This is a genomic window from Vibrio sp. FE10 (assembly GCF_030297155.1).
Taxonomy (GTDB): domain Bacteria; phylum Pseudomonadota; class Gammaproteobacteria; order Enterobacterales; family Vibrionaceae; genus Vibrio; species Vibrio apostichopi.
On the sequence record NZ_AP028068.1, the window covers coordinates 509,011 to 529,146 of the forward strand.

At 44.1% G+C, this 20,136-nt stretch carries 5 protein-coding genes; 2 read left to right on the forward strand and 3 right to left on the reverse strand.

The window, feature by feature from the left end; genetic code table 11:
* Positions 1 to 110 precede the first annotated feature (110 nt).
* From rtxA to rtxH, 3 genes are read right to left on the reverse strand one after another with little or no spacing between them, the layout of a single operon-like run.
* Entirely contained in the window at positions 111 to 15,425 is a 15,315-nt protein-coding gene (gene rtxA / locus QUF19_RS19425) for an MARTX multifunctional-autoprocessing repeats-in-toxin holotoxin RtxA (protein ID WP_286302400.1), read from the reverse strand.
* 21 nt (positions 15,426 to 15,446) lie between these two features.
* Positions 15,447 to 15,908 carry an RTX toxin-activating lysine-acyltransferase RtxC gene (gene rtxC / locus QUF19_RS19430; protein ID WP_102436863.1) on the reverse strand — a complete coding sequence of 154 codons (462 nt, stop codon included), beginning with the start codon at positions 15,906 to 15,908 and terminating at the stop codon, positions 15,447 to 15,449.
* A 26-nt stretch (positions 15,909 to 15,934) separates the two neighbouring features.
* Positions 15,935 to 16,279 (reverse strand): protein RtxH, encoded by a 345-nt coding sequence (rtxH, locus tag QUF19_RS19435; RefSeq protein WP_004732223.1) that lies wholly within the window; start codon positions 16,277 to 16,279, stop codon positions 15,935 to 15,937.
* A 354-nt stretch (positions 16,280 to 16,633) separates the two neighbouring features.
* Between rtxH and QUF19_RS19440 the strand changes: the two genes are divergently transcribed.
* Both QUF19_RS19440 and QUF19_RS19445 read left to right on the forward strand, forming a co-directional pair.
* Positions 16,634 to 18,739, forward strand: a complete 2,106-nt coding sequence (locus QUF19_RS19440) for a peptidase domain-containing ABC transporter (RefSeq protein ID WP_286302405.1) — start codon at positions 16,634 to 16,636, stop codon at positions 18,737 to 18,739.
* Positions 18,736 to 20,097, forward strand: a complete 1,362-nt coding sequence (locus QUF19_RS19445; protein WP_286302407.1) for an HlyD family type I secretion periplasmic adaptor subunit — start codon at positions 18,736 to 18,738, stop codon at positions 20,095 to 20,097. The genes QUF19_RS19440 and QUF19_RS19445 overlap by 4 nt, the downstream gene beginning before the upstream one ends.
* The last annotated feature ends 39 nt before the right edge of the window (positions 20,098 to 20,136 follow it).

Sequence of the window (20,136 nt, forward strand, 5' to 3'; positions counted from 1 at the left end):
AGCACATACAAAAAAGCTCCAATATCACTATTGGAGCTTTTTGTTTACCTCATCTTCCGCAGTTAACAAGAAGACGGCCTACATCATTATCAAATAATATAGTTTATTAGCTAAGCAAATGCTTTTTTTCCGTGAGAAGTATCAGACCATGCCATTGTAATTGCAGCACGAGATTTACTATTAAGGTTATCAATGAAACCATTATCACCCGCTTGAGGCGAAAATCCACTCATGGCTTGAACCAGCGCATCAATCGAGGTATCAGATAACGTGGTGTACTCTCGTTCGCCTCCTGAATCCTTATCCCCCATACCAACAACGACTTCTGCACGGTTACCATTGAAGTAATCATTGAAAGTTACAGAACCAATGTGTTCAAACTTGGCTTGGTCACTTTCACTTTCACTTTCACTTTCACTTTCACTTTCAGGATCGCGCAGTATCGACAATTTAAGATCATAGCCACTGCGTTCTAACCACAATTTCTGCCAATCAATCCCATTGAAAACAATGTTGTCTTCGCTGCGAATGTCTTCAACGAGGTTGTCAATGACGTCACCACTTACAACAAAGCTATCTACGCCAGTGCCGCCCTTGAAGGTATTTTGGAATCCACCAAGTACCATCACGTCACTTCCTTCGCCACCATTGAACTGGCTGAACTTAGAAAGCGCAGCAGCAATTAGGTGATCATCACCTTCGCCACCGTTGAGCACCGCGTTATAACCCATTAACTTAACAACATCATTGCCGCCACTAGCATTGATACGGTTGTAATTGCCAAAGACATTGGCGAAGTCATTACCAGCCCCCAGCTCAACTTGGTTATTATTACCAATCGTAACTGAGTAGTCTTGATCGCCGCCTGTATCAACACGGTTATAGTTACCAGATGTGACGACATAATCACGGCCAGTTCCAGTGTCAATCTCGCCACCTTCACCAAAGACAAACGACTCATCATCACCTGCACCCAAGAACACGTGATTGATTCGTCCAGCAACGACGGCAGTATCATTGCCTTCGCCACCGAACATCATATTTTCACGTCCCATTAGCACACCCATATCATTGCCTTCACCGCCGGTAAAAATATTAGATGTTCCTGTTGCATAGTAGACATCATCACCTCGACCACCCCAGAAGTTATTGTTATCTCCTAGATACGCGCCGAGGTCTTTACCATCACCACCCCAATTGAAGTTGTAATTACCTAAAGAAACGTTGATGTCTCCATCGCCTTGCAAATGACCGCTATTACGAAGGAAATCAAATGTTTTCTCCTTCATATTCAGTAGATCAGCCGTCAGGTTTTCTTTTAAGTTTTCCACCAGTGACTTCATTTCTGTTTGCTTATTTTCACTGAAAATAGTCGCAAACAAATTAGGTAGATTTAGCGAATTAAAACCAAATGCACGATCTTCTTTAGCGGAGCTATCTGCCGTTATTGCATCGCCGTTATCCTGAGCTCCAGCGACGTTAGTGCCATTAACAGAAACGGATGAATCATCTTCTTCCTCTTTCGGTGCTTTTTCTTTCAAGCCGTGTGTTTCTGCGAACGTCTTAATGCCGTCAGCACCCATATTGACGCCCGACTCTAGGTTGTCTAACAACTTAGCTGGGTCAACGAAGGCTTGTAATTGATCGCCACTAAACTCACCAACAACTTCCAGCATTTCTTTTAGGATTGCGACACCATCTACTGATTCGCCAGTACGAGACACAATATGCCCTGCTGCTGTGTAATCCACACCGAAGATATCACCTAACGTCGTCTCTGCGCCTACACCGGCGAGTTGGCCTAGAAGCTTGTTTTTTAACTGGCGGGGAAGATCTTCGGGGCTGTAAGTAAACGTTGTTTTAGCTTGCCCCGTTGTGGAAAATTGTTGAGTCATAAGACCAAACAACGAACCCAAATTGGTATCAAGAATCGACTGGATATTATCACCGAACATAAAGTTCCAGTTACCCGTCGTCACTTGAATATCAGCACCTTGGCCACCAACAGCAAAGTTAAACGCTAGCTTCTCATTCGCTTGACGGAACTTATCTGCACGACTCATTTTACTTGAGTCAGAGTTATCATTTCCGCCTAACCACTGGTTGTATTGCTTGTTTAACGTCGCTTCAGCGTCATTTTTCAAGCCGCGGCTACTGCGTTCATTTTGAGAATCCAAGTCAACCAAGCTTGTGTAATCAACACTGCTACTCTGATCTAAGCCAGACATATCTTTAACGAACTTTTTAGCCCCAGATAATGTCCACTGCTGCTCTTGAGCGGCTAACCAATCTTGACCTTCACCTGAACTCGCTATGCTTTTTAACACACCAGAGATTCGAGAGGCGCCGTCAAACGGATTAACCAGAGGAGGCGTAGGAATTGATTTATCCATCATCACAATAAGATCGTTGCTTTGCCCTAAATTGAAGCTCACATTACGATTACCGATGAACATCTGTGCGCCTTCTAGAGCTTGATATCCACCAATATCAAAGCTGTGTTTACTTTCCCCATCACCAACATGAACCATCACATTGTTGTCACCAAAAGCTAGAGATTTAAAGCCACCAGTACCTACTTTAATACCTACGTTCGAAGTGCCCCAGTTAACTGCAGTAAACTCACCATCACCGACATTAACTTGGATATTGCCAGAATAGCTGAGCTTGCTCTTACTGCTACCAGATGATGAGGACTCTGTATCATTCTTGCGTTTTTCTGGTGCATTGAACACATCACTGTTTTCAGCAATTGCGCCGCGAGCTAGATCATCAACGTCGCTAGTGCCCACTCGAGAAAGATCGATGTCTCCTTCTGCGATACCATTTCTGATACGCTCATGTTTTTCTGTCACTTTGCCTTGTTCATCCCAGCTAAGTGTCACTTTGTTGCTTTTCTCTTTTTGTACCCAATGACCATTTTCGTCACGGGTATGTTTACGACCATTCGAGTCAACAGCAACTTCTGAGCTACGGACAGAAACATTGCTGCGGATATCGTTGTCACCCATCGATTGAATAAGAAGTCTTCCGAAGCCATTTTGTTTGTCATCACTGATTAACGAACAACCGACGACACTAATATGATCAGGGTTAGCCTTCACATTTTCAGCTTCACTAAACGCTTGATTGAACGCTGCTAGTTTCACGGCTAACTCATCTGCGCTGTAACCGCTTAGATGAGTATTATTGTTTTCAGATTCATCACGACCATGACCAACTAATTGCCAACGTAATTGTCCAGTTGACTTGTCTTTAGGTAACTTAGACGGGTCACCGTAAACCACACGATAATTACCGTCTGAGTCTAGCTGAACAACCACGGTACTATCTGGATGTTTGCCTGCTAAATTTTCAGCCGCTTTGGAAACCGAAGAATCATTCTCCATTTGAATAATGATTTGACCGTCAAAGCGCGTTTCACCACCGTCAGATTGAGGGGATACTATGAGGCGTTCCCAACTGTTAACGTCTTTGTTTTTAACCGTGTCATCCGAGCCATTTAAGCTTGCTCGGAAATCAATCTTAGGTTTGTTCGCCACATCATCGTAGACAGTGCGTAAAGTCTTATCATCTTGTTCGATGACAAACTGATCCGAGGCACTCACTTTAAGTGCAGGCAACCCTAAACGATGGGTAATACCTGGAACAAAGCTTTCGATGCCTTTATGTGACTGCAAGTGCGCTTTCCCGTAGATAGCGACAAACTTTTCGCCATCAGGAAGAGCTTGCAATGCATCGACGGCAACGTTGTTCGCAGCACCAGCACGGTACATCAAGCCATGCTCTGTACCTTGAACTGTAGGTCGCGCTGTACTATTTGCATCTAGAGCAAGAATACGCATCCCGTTAGTACGGGCGTTTTCAAACAACGTAATATCTAAATGCTTAGTTTTGATCATTGCACTCAACTCACTAGACATAATGCCTGTGGACAAATAGTTGTCGATCAGTGGTTGGGCAAGGTCGGAACGAAGATGCTCTAAGCCGATGACTGTCACACCTTGCTTTTTGAGCGCGTCCATTTGTTCATTAACAAAGCGCAGACCATTCACATCGCTTCCATGAACTTCCCCAATTAGGAGGCCTTTGCGCTCGTTAAGAAGTACTGACAATTGTTCTTCAACACCGCCGTTCGCACCCGCAAGCTTGTCGCTTAACTCATCATAACCAGCACCAGAATAACGGCGATCCCAGTTGTCGACGTCGGTCTCATGACTGCTGCGATATATACCCTCAATTTGGTCCATACGATCTGTCTCAAGCTGAGATATATAGCTTTGATCAGCGAATTTTTTCAGCAATATCATTTCAGCGGAGTCACTGGTCATTGGGTCAGACTTTTTAGCAGCTTCTTTCAAGAAGTAGAAAGCCATTTGTACCGACTCAACCCCCGTCAGATCCTGAAGCTCCTGATAGCTATAGCCAAGGTGAACGGTTTTTGTTGCCTCATCCAAAACAGCTTTACTAAGCAAGTCAGTGGACTGCGATTTTTCTAACCATTGTTTAAAGTCAGAATACTGTTCCCCAAGCTCGATGTGATACTTCGCGTCAAAGCCCAAGTTACTCGGAGTTTCTCCTGCATAACCTTGTTTTGGCGATAAGTATGGGTCTTCATTAGCCCAGCGCACCATCATGTCCGTTAGGCCAACATGCTCGCCATTTGCTTCTTCCATAGCAACAACATAAATACGAGCGGCCAAGTCGGTTCGCGTCTGCGCGATAGCATCAATGTTCTCTTGGGTTACTTTCATCTTGCCACTGAACAGCGCCGTGTTTACTTGCTCTTTCAATGTCGTCAACGCAAGGTTACGTCCAGAGGTTGGATGTTCGGCCAAATAATTATTGATCTGCTTGTTCAGTTCAAAACTCGCCCCCACCTGATCTCGACCAATAGAACTATGCACTAATTCAACTTGATCCAAGATGGCTTGATAAGAAGCACCAATCGGTTTAGCAAAGACTTTACCGCCATCTTTCAACTCTTGCTTCGTCATAATGGTAGACAAATCAACGACTAATTTTTTCTTGTTTCCTAACGATTCAAGGTCCGTTACTTTTACTTCTGTTGACTTCTTAATTGGTGTTGCGTCAAAGACAGGTAAATCAAGAATTCCCTGCAATGTCGTCTTGTCACCTAATGTAGGCTTGTAAGTAGCTAACGTATTGCCGTCCATCACCACAACACGGTTGAAAATAGCTTCTCCAACATCATTTTTTGTCAGTCTGTAACGTTGAGCCATATTTAAATCAGACTTACCAAAGAAGCGAGTCAAATAAGTGCTAAACTTGTCTTTTGATGAAAACTCTACAACACCTGCATTCGGATCATAGAAACCGTAAACACGATTTTCTCCATCACCTTTTGCCCAAGCAGCCATTGCATGACCAGGAGCATCTAGCTCTAATAAGACAGGCTTGTTGTCAACTGAAACGTCTGTGATCTTTTCAATTACACCCGTAACCGTTAGAGCTTTCTTACCCTCAAGCTTCTCTTGCCATACTTTCATAGAAGTATCATGCATTGGGTTTTTAGTATGGATCGCTGCAAGGCTATCCATTAGCTTACTGGCGTTTGCCCTCTCCGTTTCCGAATAAAGCGTAGGGTTACTTAAGACTGCAGCTGTTGAATACATCTTTTCTAACAGCTTTTTCGCCACGCCAACCTGACCATCGCTTTCTAGCTGTTTAGCGACAAGTATCAGCTTAGATAGCGGGTCACAACGGCCACCAAATCCATCGTTTGATAAATTCAATAACAACAATTGAGGAGCAAGTTGTTCACTGGCTTTAACGTCAGTGACTCCTGAAGACGCCACGTCACGGAATAAGCGATTATGCTTCTCCGATTTAGCTTGGAATGTTGCCTTCAAACCTCGGCTTTCGACTTCCCAAGCAAGCGCACCTTTCTGTTCTGCACTCCAATTACCTTTGACCAATAGGTCCACTAACTGCTTGATATTCATATCAGGTCTAAAACCTTCCACAATATCTTTCGCATGGTCAGTTTTGTAGCCATTCAAGAAATCTTTGGTAGTGCGAATGTCTTTTGATTTACCTGGCACCGTTGTGTCTGGTTTTAGTGCTTCACCGTAGCGAGAAAGGTCGTTTTTGATGCCTTTTAGTACTTCACTTGCATCGGCTGATACGCGGTCTGCGTCAAACAAACCAGATACGATTTGCTCAGCGTATTGGCTCATCAAGCGATTACTCGCCTCGTGGCCATAGAAGGTTTGCTCACCGGTCACATTAAAGCCAGATACCGCTAGCTTGGCACGAAGCTTCTCACCTTCGCCGCCTAAACCTTCATTATCAGTTAACAGCATGATCGGCGTATCTTTCGGTAAACCTTTCAAGTTTTTCTCTACGGAAAATTGGCCATTGACCGCTTTAGACAGAGCTCCAACAATTCCTGCCGGATTCGCCACTTCATGCGCAGTGATCGCTTTGGTCATGCTTGGCATTGGTCTATCCAATAACAAGCCAGAGACAGCTTGACCATTTTGAGCAGCGAAACGCGCGAGATCAGCCGCAATCGGACCGCCCATAGAGTACCCGTGAATAATAATGTTACTTGGGTCTATACCCTTATCATTCACGAGATACTTGAACATAGTACGGGCATCTTGATAGAGACCTTTTTCACTCGGCCCACCGTCGCTTTCGCCATAACCACGCATGTTAACAGCCAACATATCAATATTTTGCTTGTGATAATGACTGCGAATTGCGCTCGCTTGTTCTTCTGAGGATGAACCAGAACCGTGTAGGAACAGCACTACTTTACCGTTCCCTACACTCTCTTCGCCTTCAGATGCTTTAGCCCCCTTATGGAAGTATCCTGACAAACGACCAGCTTCACCTTTCAGAGTCACTTTTTGAGACTCGCCTTTTTCGACAGCAAGCCCTAGCAATGTTTGAGTGATATCACCAACCTTACGACGAGCATCTTTAGTTCCGAACAACTCATTGTTTAGGAAACGAGTTAACGGACTAATAGACTCTTTGTCGCGCGGTGGCGTACCCTCATTTTCAATCGCTATATTTTCTTTGTGCTTCTCATTGCCTGATAAGACATCACTAACTTCCGGTTTACTGATTGGCGTTGCATCAAACACAGGCAAATCAAGGATTCCCTGCATAGTCGTCTTATCACCAATTGTCGGCTTATAACTCGCTAACGTGTCGCCATCCATCACCACCACACGGTTGAAGATCGCTTCACCCGCGTCGTTTTTACCCAGCTTGTAGCTTTGAGCCATGTTCAGATCGGACTTACCGAAGAAACGCTTTAGGTAAGCACCAAATTTCTCTGCTGAAGAGAACTCAACAATGCCAGCATTTGGATCATAGAAGCCGTAAACACGGTCGTCACCTGAGCCTTTTGCCCAAGCCGCCATCGCATGCCCCGGAGCATCAAGTTCCAACAACACAGGTTTACCGTTAGCCGATACATCGGTGATCTTTTCAACCACACCGTTTACAGTAAGCGCTTGCTTCCCTTCCAGCTTTTCCTGCCATACTTTAATCGACGTATCATGCATTGGATTCTTCGCATGAATAGCTGCCAAGCTGCTGAGCAACTTGCTTGCATTGGCTTTTTCACTGTCTGAGTAAAGCGTTGGATTGCTAAGCACCGCGGCCGCAGAATACATCTTCTCCAGCAGTTGTCTTGCAACGCCGGCTTGACCATCGTTTTCTAGCTGTTTGGCGACCAGAACAAGTTTAGAAAGTGGATCACAGCGTCCACCAAAACCGTCGTTCGATAGGTTCATCAGCATTAACTGTGGTGCAAGTTGCTCGGTGGCTTTCGCATCCACCACTCCAGCAGAGGCAATCTCACGGAACAGTCGGTTGTACTTCTCAGACTTGTTCTGAAACGTCACTTTTAGCGCACGACTTTCGATTTCCCAAGCAAGCGCACCTTTTTGCTCTGCACTCCAGCTACCCTTAACAAACAGATCCACCAGTTGCTTGATGCTCATGTCTGAGTGGAAGCCGTCAACGATATCCTTCGCATGGTCGTTTTTGTAACCATTTAGGAAATCTTTGGTAGTACGAATGTCTTTCGATTTTCCTGGCACGCTAGTATCCGGTTTCAGCGCGTCGCCATAGCGTTTAAAGTCTTCCTGTAGTCCTTTAAGCACTTCGCCCGTATCAACCTTCGCTTGTGTTGACGTGCTCGTCTCATTGCTTTCGATATAAGGCGCGGTGATTTTTGTCCATTTATCAGCATGCTGCGTCATTAACCATTCGGCTTTGTGATTCGCAGAAGCACTGGATTTAGGCTTTTTAACTGGTGGTTGGCCTTTGCTTGCGCGATACTCCTGATACCAAGTATCGAAATCATCACTACCACTAACCAAAGCGTTCACTTCAGCAATAATGGCTTTACGGCTTGCAGAATCAAAATGATCGAGTGCCTTCACATCAACTTTTGCCGTGGATTCTGTTTTAGGCACAAATTCACTTAACACGTTCGGCACGCTTCGGAACTCAAACAAGATAGCGGGTTCTGGCTGCTGCACATTTCCTGTCGTAGCGTTGTTGATGCCATGTCCTGCCACTTCGCCACCATACTGGAAGTATTCAAATACACTCTTAGCAAGGCTTTCTGAATATGAACCTTTCAGCTTACCAATGATTTGTTGTCTCACGTATCGTGAATCATCTGCACTAAGAAGTTCCAGCATTTTGACCGGCTTAGTTCTTGGCAATATCTCCCAAGCATTTTTTACTTTCGGATCGGTTAACCCTTGAGCGTTTGGAGAGAAACCCTCCGATACAGGATCCCAATCATTGATGTAGATACCGTACTCTTTGGCCAGATCTGCAGTTTTTGAATAGATCGATGTAAGATAGGCAAACACGTTTTGCGCAGCCGTCGGATCATCTAGTTTGTGCTCATTAGAGTTGACTAAAAACTCATCTCTAAGTCCCGACTGGTACCAAGGTGCCGACTCTAGAAGTCTTACTTCCAATGACGAGCTTGAACCAAATTCTTTCGCACTAATGCCCATCGTGGCTTGTTGTCCACTAGGGGTCATCCCTATTGTCTGCCCTTGAGCTTCAATTGCGGTGCCGTTACCAGCCGCGATGAGATGCTTCGAATTCGAGATAACCAGCGTAAAGTGTCCATCATCACTCACCAATTGAGGTAAGCTTTGGTGGTTTGACTGGTTGATATGGCCTGTAAACTCTTTCGCTAACCAAAGCATTGCTTCTTTACGACTTTCAACCGCCGTCGTATCACTGGTTTCACTAGGATACGTAACCAATTCAATTGTGTGCGTCTGCCAGTTGTTCACCCCATTGATATCCGCAATACGAGCTGGGTTGCTATAACCGCCTTGATTCATATCTTTGGTTAACATGAACAATGGGTTACCTTGTGAATCATGCACATACCCAAACGTCTGTGCTGAATTCTTAGGTAAAACAACAACTAGACCAGATAGTTCGTTTTCTATACCAATTGATGTCGAGGAAAAATGACCCTGAAACCCAGGAACACTTTTTGAACTATGTTGACCCGTTGCTTGATTTCCTTGTCCACCACTTAACTCTTCTAAGTCCACGCCTGAAATACGGATCTCTTTTCGAGCCACATCCTGAGAGTGCGTAGTTGGCAGCACAATGCTATCTGCATTGCTCTCAGTGAACAGAGAAGTGACTGAGCTTCCGGTATTTTTAGTACGAATGCCTGCATTGATTTGTAGTCGATTTACGGCTTGTACCGCACCGTCTAACGCCTCTTGTTCTTGATCGGTTAATCCTTCACTGAATCGACCGTCGGCACTCTGTAGATTTACCGTATCGACATCGCTACTGGTTGTCTTTTCACTCGGAATAGAGTGACTTTCATTAGATAAGCCGCTGCCAGAGGCACCTTGACGATCAGGGCGGTCATTTTCGTTTTGCTTAGAACCTTTCGCGTCCGCTTGTGCTTGATTCGCTTTATTTTCAGCATTTCTGGCATCACTATTACCACGTTCTTCAGCGTCTCTAGCTGAATTATTGGCATTCGATTCAGCTTGTTTAGCTTCATTGGTTTTCGTGGCCGCTTCTGCTTTACGTGCATCAGCATCGGCTTTAGCGTCCGCAATATCTTGCTCTGCACTAGAACGATTATCTTCGCCTTTCGCAACGCCTGCTTCTGATTTAGCCACCGAATCGTTGACGTTCTTTTGGTTGTCTTTATGAGCCTGTTTCGCATCGGCGATCTGCTCGCCAGAAACATCTTTGGCATTGTCTAATTGGGTTTGTACATCCTTTAGAAGACCACCAGCAAAACGATCGCGCCAATGATCACCAGACACTCCCGTATACTCAGCTTTGTTGTCAAGTACATCAAGGCCTTGAGCCATAGCCGTTAGATCTTTAGTTACCGCTTCAGACTCTTCGTTCACAGCGTCGCGCTGCGCTTGACCATTACTCTCTAATGCTTCTTGATCGGTTGATTCTAATTGAGCCTGAGAACCTGATACAGCTTCAAGTTGTTTCTGCTTTTCTTGCTCTAAACGCTGGCGATCGGCTTCCGCTCGTTCTTTGTCAGACATTGCATTATTTGCAGCTTGATTTTGTTCCGCATTATCGGCAACAGCATTAGCTTGGTGTGACGTTTCAGATTTCGCCACCACATTATCTAAAACATAGCCCAACCCATCATTATGGCCTGTGCCTTTGAATTCTATTCGGTTGCTGCCAGAATTTGCAGTCAACTTAAGTGTTTTTTGTTGCCAAGCTGCTTCATCGCCAGAGGTTGAGAATACAACATCACCGTTCCAGAGAACCTCTATGCCTTCATTGCTTGAAATGCCTGCACGCTTTGCAAAATCAAAGCTAACCGCAATGACTTCACCTTCCGCTAAATCCGTTAAATCTTGAGAAAGACTTGTATTAGTATAAGTATCTAGCTCTGTTACACGTGAGCCATGGCCTTCGCCACTTACGCCATAAGCGCTACTTGAATATGATGCTTCTACGCCATGAGTAGATTCCCAACCGTCGCCACCTTGTTCAAAATCGCCATTAACGATCAGGTTAGGTGCTTGCGCTTGATCTGAAGACTCTTCGATGTTGAGTTCATTTTCCATGCTGCTGAGATCAGGCGTTTCAACGTTAGTCACGCTTCCACTTAGCCCATCTCCTAGATCGGAACCTACTTCTTCGATTTCATCCAGAGCGAAACCATCAAGTTTCGTGATTTCAGGCGTTGAAATAGCACCTCGCCCTTTCTGAATTCCTGATGACGAAGCTTCATCACCTTGAACTAGGTAATTAATCGCTTGGCTGCCACCCACTCCAAGAAGAGTTTGTTTAATATTATCAAACAGTGCGGAAAGCTTATTGCTGCTAGTGTTACTTGACGCGACGGCTAGGCTATAGAAATCACCGTTACCCACTTTGATAGCAACGTTATTTCTAGCATAAGAAGCGTTAATCCCTAAGCCATCACCTACGTGAATATTCACGTTTGCTTTGCCTTTCATCACCGCAACATTGAGACCGTCACCCACTTTGGTGTTGACGTTATATTTGCCCCATGCAACGTTAACTGAAATACCGTCACCAATTTTGGTGTTGATATTCGCATCACCATAGGCCGCCGTTACACTCAGGCCATTACCCACGGTTGTCGTAATGTTAGCTTTACCTTTCGCCGCCGTGACCTGCATACCATCACCGACTTTAGTGACAATATTGCCTTTGCTCCAAAGTGCGTTGAAGCTATCTCCGTCACCCACTTGAGTAATGATGTTCGCTTCACCTTTCGCTAAAACAACATTACGGCCATCACCCACTTTCGTAATGATATTCGCTTTGCCCCAAGCTCCCGTGTAATCATCGCCATTACCGACGTGAGTAATGACATTCGCCTTACCTTGAACCACAGAAACTTCTTGACCATCACCTACTTTGGTAATGATGTTCGCTTCACCTTTGGCGAAGTTGTATCGATCACCGTCACCGACGTGAGTGAAGATATTTGCTTGTCCCCAGGCCACGTTAACGCCTAATCCATCGCCCACTTTTGTGATGATGTTAGCTTTGCCTTTCGCCAAACCAATAGTCGTACCATCACCCACATGGGTCATGACATTGCCCACTTTTGATATCAGTAAACCAACGGCGGTTCCTTCGCCAACTTTGGTTAAGATATTACCTTTACCCGCCAACACAGCTGCGGTTGTTGCATCACCAACATGGGTCACTACGTTTGCTTTCGCAGCGGCGACAACACCCATGAAGTCATCACCGACTTTCGTTATGATATTCGCTTCACCAAGGGCTAGTACGCCAGTAAGACCATCTCCTACGTGAGTCATAATGTTTGCTTTACCAAACATCGCGGCTAAGGTTGTTCCATTACCCACTTTCGTCATCACGTTTAGTTCGCCAGCAAATAAACCTAAGCTTGTGCCATCACCAACGTGAGTATAGATATTCGCTTTACCGATCATTAATGCAGCAGTTAGGTCATTACCCACTTTAGTCATGATATTGGCTTGGCCAAGCATTGCAGCAAACGTGCTGCCATTACCCACCTGAGTGAATATATTTGCGTTACCTACCATCGCGGCTATCGAAGTACCATTGCCCACTTTGGTTGCGATATTACCTTTCGCCACCATTAATGCGACTGTTGTACCATCACCAATATGCGTAAAGACATTGGCTTCCGCGACCATAAGCGCTAATGCATCACCATGACCAACCTTGGTAAATACATTGCCTAGGCCACCCATTAGCGCCCACGCGTTGCCTTCACCAACGTGAGTGAAGATATTGCCTACGCCGATCATAGCTGCTATTGAAGTGCCGTCGCCTACTTTGGTGAAGATATTACCCGCAGCACCCATTACGCCAATTGTTTGGCCATCGCCGACATGAGTCAGTACGTTACCAATACCCAACATAATGCCAGTGGTATCACCATCGCCCACCTTGGTTAGAATGTTCGCCCCACCAACCATGACGCCAGTTGTCGTGCCATCACCAACATGTGTAAGTACGTTAGCGCCTCCTCCCATAACGGCAAGCGCATTGCCATTGCCTTTTTTGGTTAGGATGTTTGCACCACCAAGTGCGACTGCGGTCGTATTTGAGGCCGTATCATCACCGCTAATATGAGTAATGATATTGGCACCACCAAGCATACCTGCCGTGAGGTCACCGTCACCCACTTTAGTCATGACATTCGCGCCACCGACAAGTACAGAAGCGATGTCACCCTTACCAACCTGTGTCATGACATTAAAGCCACCGACCGCTAACCACAACCCGTTGCCAGAACCAATTTGGGTATGCGTGTTGTAGCCGCCTAGCATAGTCAAACGACTATTGCCGTTACCTTTCTGAACTGAAATATTGCCATAAGCAAGTAAGTGAGCTAAGTATTCGCCATCACCAATACGAACCAATACATTGACCGCACCGCCTGCATAGACATCCATTTTGCCTTGCTTGCTCTGATGGACTAATACGTTAGCCAAGCCAGCACCACGGAAAGTGAGATCGCCTTCATCGCCACTTTTAACAATAACGTTAGCCGCGCCACCACCAATAAATTCAGTATCACCAAACTTAGAGCTGTGAAGGATAACGTTGGCAATCCCTCCACCATTAAAATGAACATCACCGCGGGTAACATTGGACTTGATGACGTTACCACCACCAACACCATTAAAACGCACATCTCCTGAGCTTTCACCGGTATCTGTAGCAGGTTTAATCAATGCTTGTTCATTGTACTCGTCAATATCTGCGACCGTTTCGCTAGTACTTCTTACCGCATTTACACTGTACTGAAGATCACTCAGCGAATACCCACCTCGACCCATTGAGTGATAACCATTTGCTGACGAAATATCCTCATTGGCCAAATTTCCGGTGTAATTACCTTCTTTGTACCAAGAGCGGGCCTGGTACTTTAACTCGCCAGTTTCTGAATCATTTGCTAATTCAACCACCACAATTTTTGTATAAGGGCCAAGCACTTTCGCATATACATACGTGTTTGATTTACGATTTGACTTAACACCTTTAACATCAACTGTTGTGCCATTTGTAGAAATAGCATGGCCACCCATTTTTGCATCGGCCAAAACAACATCTTCAGCATCGATTAAGGCACCGTTTGCGTATGTAACCCATTCATATTCAGTCAGGTCTTTCTCAACAGCATGAACTGTTACTGACTGTTGATGTTCCACCGTGAGATCAGATAGTGTATACGCGCCATTAATGTTGACAGCATTGAATCCTCCCTGAGAAGAGATATCTAGATCTGATAGGTTATCAAGGTGATTACCCGCTTTATACCAAGCGGTAGAGTAGTACTCTAACAAGCCAGTTTGAGGATCGTTACGAAGCTGAACTTTGTTAATTTTTGTATAAGTATCGTCTGCGAATGCAAACAGGTAAGTATTAGGTTCACGAGATGAGCCGATGCCCGTCACTTGATGATTTTGACCAACCCAAGAGCCGCTCATGACAGCCTTAGTAAGCACGATTTCATCGGCATTGGCATTGGCTAACCCTTCGCCTTTGAAATCGTTACCAGACCCTTTACGGGTAATCTTGTTGTAAGCCCCGCCTCCAGAGAAATTAATATCGCCGTGTGCCACATCAGAATAGATACTGTTGTATCCACCAACGCCTTCAAAGCGAATGTTGCCACGTGTTTCCACATAGACATCATCCGATTGTCGCGTACGTTCAATACGGTTTGATGCGCCCGCACCCTGCAATGTTATATCACCGACTTTACCTTTTCGAACGAGATGGTTATCGGCACCAGCACCACGGAAAGTGATATTACCCGTTTCTACTCGTGAGCTAATACTGTTGGCAGCACCAACACCATCAAACGTCACGTTACCGCTAGAGCCCTGGTATTTATTGAACCAAGTTCGGTCAAGTTTGTTTCCGGCTCCAGCTCCAGTAAAGGATAAATTACCTTGATTTGTTTCATGCCAAAGGCTGTTATAGCCACCAGCACCACCAAACGTCACATTACCACTTAGGCCTTTACGGGTTATCCCATTATATGCAGCAACACCGCCATAATTTACGTCACCGCGATTACCTAGATGATCAATAGAAACTCCGCCAGCAGCGCCAGCGAATGAAACGTTCCCATCGCCACTTTTGTTAATGTCCGCATACCCGGCAGCACCTTTTACATTTAGGTTGCCAACAGAGTCTTCTACTCTTAGATATGCCGCACCACCTACTACCGTATCATTTCCGCTACCCGTATAAACCGTCGCCCCAATTGAACCGACAGTGACGTGATCATCACCTCCACGAGCATGTATTTCGCCGCCAAAACCGATAGCAACAATGTTGTTGTTACCTTCATCGGCGGAATAGTTCCCTGTAAAGAAGTATTCAACACTTCTCCAAAATGGTTTTCCCATAAAAAAAACTCTAAATTTGGGTTAAATAGAAAACCACTGTACTTTTCTGATACAGCGATCATTTTGAACATCGACCTTGCCGCGGACAGTGCAAACTTTCTGCCCCTTCCACGGAAGGAATACACGGCGTCGAAGGTCATTTACGACCTCTCGACCATGCCCGAATGGCGCTATCATCTCTGGAATATAAATATGCTGACCGGACCGCCAGTCAGATAAAGAGATTTCTCGATCCCCTGATAGCAGTGCATCTCGACTCTGCTCAGACAAAAACGCCCAATTACAAAATGCAATTGGGCGACCTTGTTCATCTTCGTAATAGCAAAACTGGTTTAGCTCAAACGCCGGCATAATGCGCTGCTGCCATTCAGCAACAACGTATCTGCTGTGGAGAGGAGAATGCTGACTTAACAACATCACCCCACCAATTAAATTTTTAATTTGAGCTAAGGTAAGATTTGCTGATTGATGTGTAATAGACATAGGCTCTATATCACCGAATACAGCTATTATTTAGCTTTAGAAGCTCTCTTCTTTGGCGCAGGTTTTTCTTCTGTCTGCACTTCTTCAGTCTGCTCAACATTAGGCTCGTCTGAAGGTAAAAAACCTGCTGCAACTAGCTTGTCAAATTCTGCCGACATACGAGGATCTTCGAGCATATTTTTAACCATTGAGACCATATACATAAAACCAGAAGCTGGCATATGAACGACTTGTTTAAGTTCGAGGTCACCATCATTTTCAGCCATTACGCCGCTAGCCATATTGTTTTGATCTTGACCTACGAAATAAAGAGAGAAAACACCTTTATTGTAATTAACACTAGATACTGTTTGAACAAACTTTTCTGTCATAAATTAAACCTGATTAATTATACACAACGGCTCGATTAGCCTTAAAACAACTATTATTAAAATAGACAAAAACACCAAGTAATTATTAATGATATTTTATAAATTAATTTTACACTCCAAAAAAACTTGAATCAACTTACTTTTATTTTTGTTTTAGAGTATATATTCTATTAATTTAACAACTAAAACCGCCCGTTATCACAATGAAAAAAAATAAACAATGCACTTTCTTTGAGGAATATTGCATGTTTTTTGTTGTGGTTATTAGAAATATAAATTTGAAGAGTTACGTACGTGCTGATACTATGCCGCCCTTTTTTAAACACCATAAAAATCAGCAACGAAGCTTGAATAATGACACAAAATGAAGTTCTAACCCTGAAGTGTATAAACCTCTACTTAAGTATTTTAGGCGTAAAAGAAGACATAACGAATATAAAAAACACAACTAAAGAATCAAACAACTTCAACGATGAATTAAAGAAAATACAAACAAACAACAAAGTTAATGTTGTAATTAAACGTTCAAAAACAAAAAATATTAACAATATAACAACACCTGTTATTCTATTTGATGCTCAAGGCTTACCATTTATTTTAGCTAAAGCTAATAAAGAATCTTGTTTAATACAAAACCCTAATAAAGAATCTCCTGAAGTTATTCCCTATGATAAAATAAACTCGATATGGAACAAAAGTTGGCTTGAAATAAAACAACCTCAATCACGTTTTGATATCACCTGGTTCATTCCTGAGTTTTTGCAACACAAAAGAATACTCGGGGAAATTTTTTTGTTTTCTTTTGTATTGCAAATACTCGCCTTAATCTCACCGCTATTTTTTCAGGTTGTGATGGATAAAGTGCTTGTACATCAAGCTTGGTCAACCCTTGACGTGCTTGTGATAGGGCTTGTGATCACTGGTATTGTAGAGGTTATACTTCGTGGCTTGCGCGAATATCAATATGCACACACAGCCAATAGGATTGACATTCAATTAGGGCTTAAGTTGGTAAAACACTTGTTTGGCCTTCCTCTAATGTTCTTCAAAACACGCCAAGTAGGAGCTATCGTAACTCGCGTGCGTGAGCTTGATACAGTACGAGAATTCTTAACAGGCTCGATGTTTACTTTAACGGTCGAGTTCTTGTTCATGTTTGTCTTTCTCTACGTAATGAGTTTACTTTCACCTCCCCTCACATGGCTATTTATTGCAACCATCCCTCTTTATGTATTTCTCGCTTGGTGGCTAACACCTCGAATGCAAGCTGCGGTAGAAGAGCAATTTACGCACGCCGCTACAAATACCTCTTTTCTCACAGAGACAGTGGCTGGCAGCGAAACTCTAAAAAGCTTAGCCGTAGAGCCTCGTTTTGTTCGCCGTTGGGACGATCAAACGGAAAAAATGGTCTCTACTGGGTACGTGGTTCAGCAACTCAACAACCGATCCAACCATGTCGTTCAACTCATCCAAAAAGTAACAAGTGTAGGAGTTCTGTGGTTAGGGGCAACAGAAGTACTGTCATTGGAAATGACTATCGGCCAACTGATCGCTTTTAATATGATGACAAACCATATAGCCCAACCTTTATCACGCATGGTTGAGTTATGGGGGCAATTTATTCAAACGCGCGTGGCACTAGAAAAATTGGGAGACATGCTCAATTTACCTGTGGAGCAACACACAGGGAACGATACGATTGCATTACAAGGCGCGATTTCATTCAAAAACATCCTATTTCGTTACCAACCAGATATCCCACCGACCCTTAAAAACTTGTCCCTAGATATCCAAGCAGGTGAAACATTAGGCGTTGTGGGAACATCAGGTTCAGGGAAAAGTACTCTAGCTCGATTACTGCTACGACTCTACAGCCCTGAAAAAGGGTTAATAACGGTTGATAACACACCACTGAATCAAATTAGCATCCAGCAACTGCGCCAACAAATCGGCATAGTTCTGCAAGAAAACTACCTATTTAACAACAGTGTTTGTGAAAATATTGCCCAATCGAAACCTGAAGCTAGCTTAGAAGAGGTTATCGAAGCGGCGAAACTTTCTGGAGCTCACGAATTTATCATGAAGCTCCCAATCGGCTATGACACGATCTTAGCCGAAGGTGGGCAGTCCCTTTCTGGCGGGCAGAGACAACGCCTGGCGATTGCGCGAACTCTACTTTCAGACCCCAAAATTATGATCCTGGATGAAGCCACGAGCGCACTAGATGACGAATCACAAGCGTTGATTCAATCCAATATGGCAAATATCGCGAAGGGTCGTACGGTCATCACTATCGCTCACCGGTTATCCACCGTACGAGATTGCGACCGAATTATCGTTCTACACCAAGGTAATATCGTCGAGCAAGGTAGCCACCAGCAGTTAATCACATTGGGCAAACAGTACAAACAATTGTGGCAACTTCAGCAAGAGCTCAAACAAGAGGATTCAAACGCATGAAAAGTGTCATCAAGCGATTCTTGGCCAAATTTCAAATAAACCAAGCGACTGAGAAGCATTACGAGTTTTTGCCTGCGCACCTCGCCCTATCACAACGCCCTCCTTCACCATTTGCTCGAATAACGGCCATCACTCTCAGCTTGGGAGTCATTGCTGTATTAATTTGGGCGTATTGGGGGAAATTAGATATACAAGCGACAGCTACCGGGCGTTTCGTTGTATCTGGCCGATCACAAGTGATTCAATCTTATGAACAAAGCCGAGTTCTCTCTATTCACGTCAAAGATGGGCAGCGAGTGACAGAAGGTGCGCCGCTTCTTACTCTTGATACCTTAGGCATCAATCAAGACATTACCCGTTTAATCACTCAGTCTGAATTTCAGACTAACGACCTAATTCGATACCAATCTTTAAATAGTGGCCTACCACTATCTAAGAACCTATTATTTTCAGCCTTACCACTCGAACAACAAGCGTTGATCAATGAAAACTTCTTGAGTGAGAAACGTGAATATGAGTCGACCCTTGCAAGTATCAAAGCAGAAATGCAGGTCAACAAAACATCACAAGCGGCTCGTCAAAGTGACATCAACGCATTAATCCAGTTAACCGAAAATATTAGTCAGAGACTTGCGGCACGAAAAACGTTGAATCAAATAAAAGTCATTGGACACGTAGAGTATCTAGAGCAAGAAAAAGAGCTGCTGGAAGTTAAGCGCCAAGTGTCGCAACAACGAGCTGAATTAGAGGTTCTAAAGTCGCAATATCATAGTCTTGAAGAAAGGCTGACGGGGTTCAAAGCACAAAAACACAGAGAATGGCTCGAAAAAAGAAAACAAGCGAAATTGCAACTAGGGGGTTTAGCTCAGGAGTTGTCTAAAGTTCGTGAGCGTGAACAGTTAGAAATCATCCGTTCCCCTGTCGATGGTACGGTTCAGCAACTCAGTATTTACACGCTAGGAGCAGTACTTCAACCAGCACAAAATTTGATGATTATTGTCCCTGAAAATGCAGTACAGCAGGCGGAAATACAAATTCTCAACAAAGACGTAGGTTTTGTTTACCCTGGACAGTCAGTGACAGTAAAAGTAGATGCATTTCCATACACTCGTTACGGTACTATCGAAGCAGAGCTATTGAGCATTTCTCGTGATTCTACTACAGACGAACGCTTGGGACTCGTTTTCCCAGCCCAAGTTAAGTTAATGAATAACAACATCTTAATCAACGGTAAAAGCATTGAATTGACACCGGGCATGTCTGTAGTTGCGGAAATAAAAACAGATAAACGTCGTGTTATCGACTATCTACTGAGCCCAATACGCGAATACCAAGCAGAATCGCTAAGAGAGAGATAAGTATGGATATGACCTTATCAACAACGGGAAATAGCGTTT

Bases quoted from the DNA above. Each gene is read 5' to 3' on its own strand.
- rtxA (WP_286302400.1), bottom strand. From the start codon at position 15,425: ATGGGAAAACCATTTTGGAGAAGTGTTGAATACTTCTTTACAGGGAAC.
- rtxC (WP_102436863.1), bottom strand. From the start codon at position 15,908: ATGTCTATTACACATCAATCAGCAAATCTTACCTTAGCTCAAATTAAA.
- rtxH (WP_004732223.1), bottom strand. From the start codon at position 16,279: ATGACAGAAAAGTTTGTTCAAACAGTATCTAGTGTTAATTACAATAAA.
- QUF19_RS19440 (WP_286302405.1), top strand. From the start codon at position 16,634: ATGACACAAAATGAAGTTCTAACCCTGAAGTGTATAAACCTCTACTTA.
- QUF19_RS19445 (WP_286302407.1), top strand. From the start codon at position 18,736: ATGAAAAGTGTCATCAAGCGATTCTTGGCCAAATTTCAAATAAACCAA.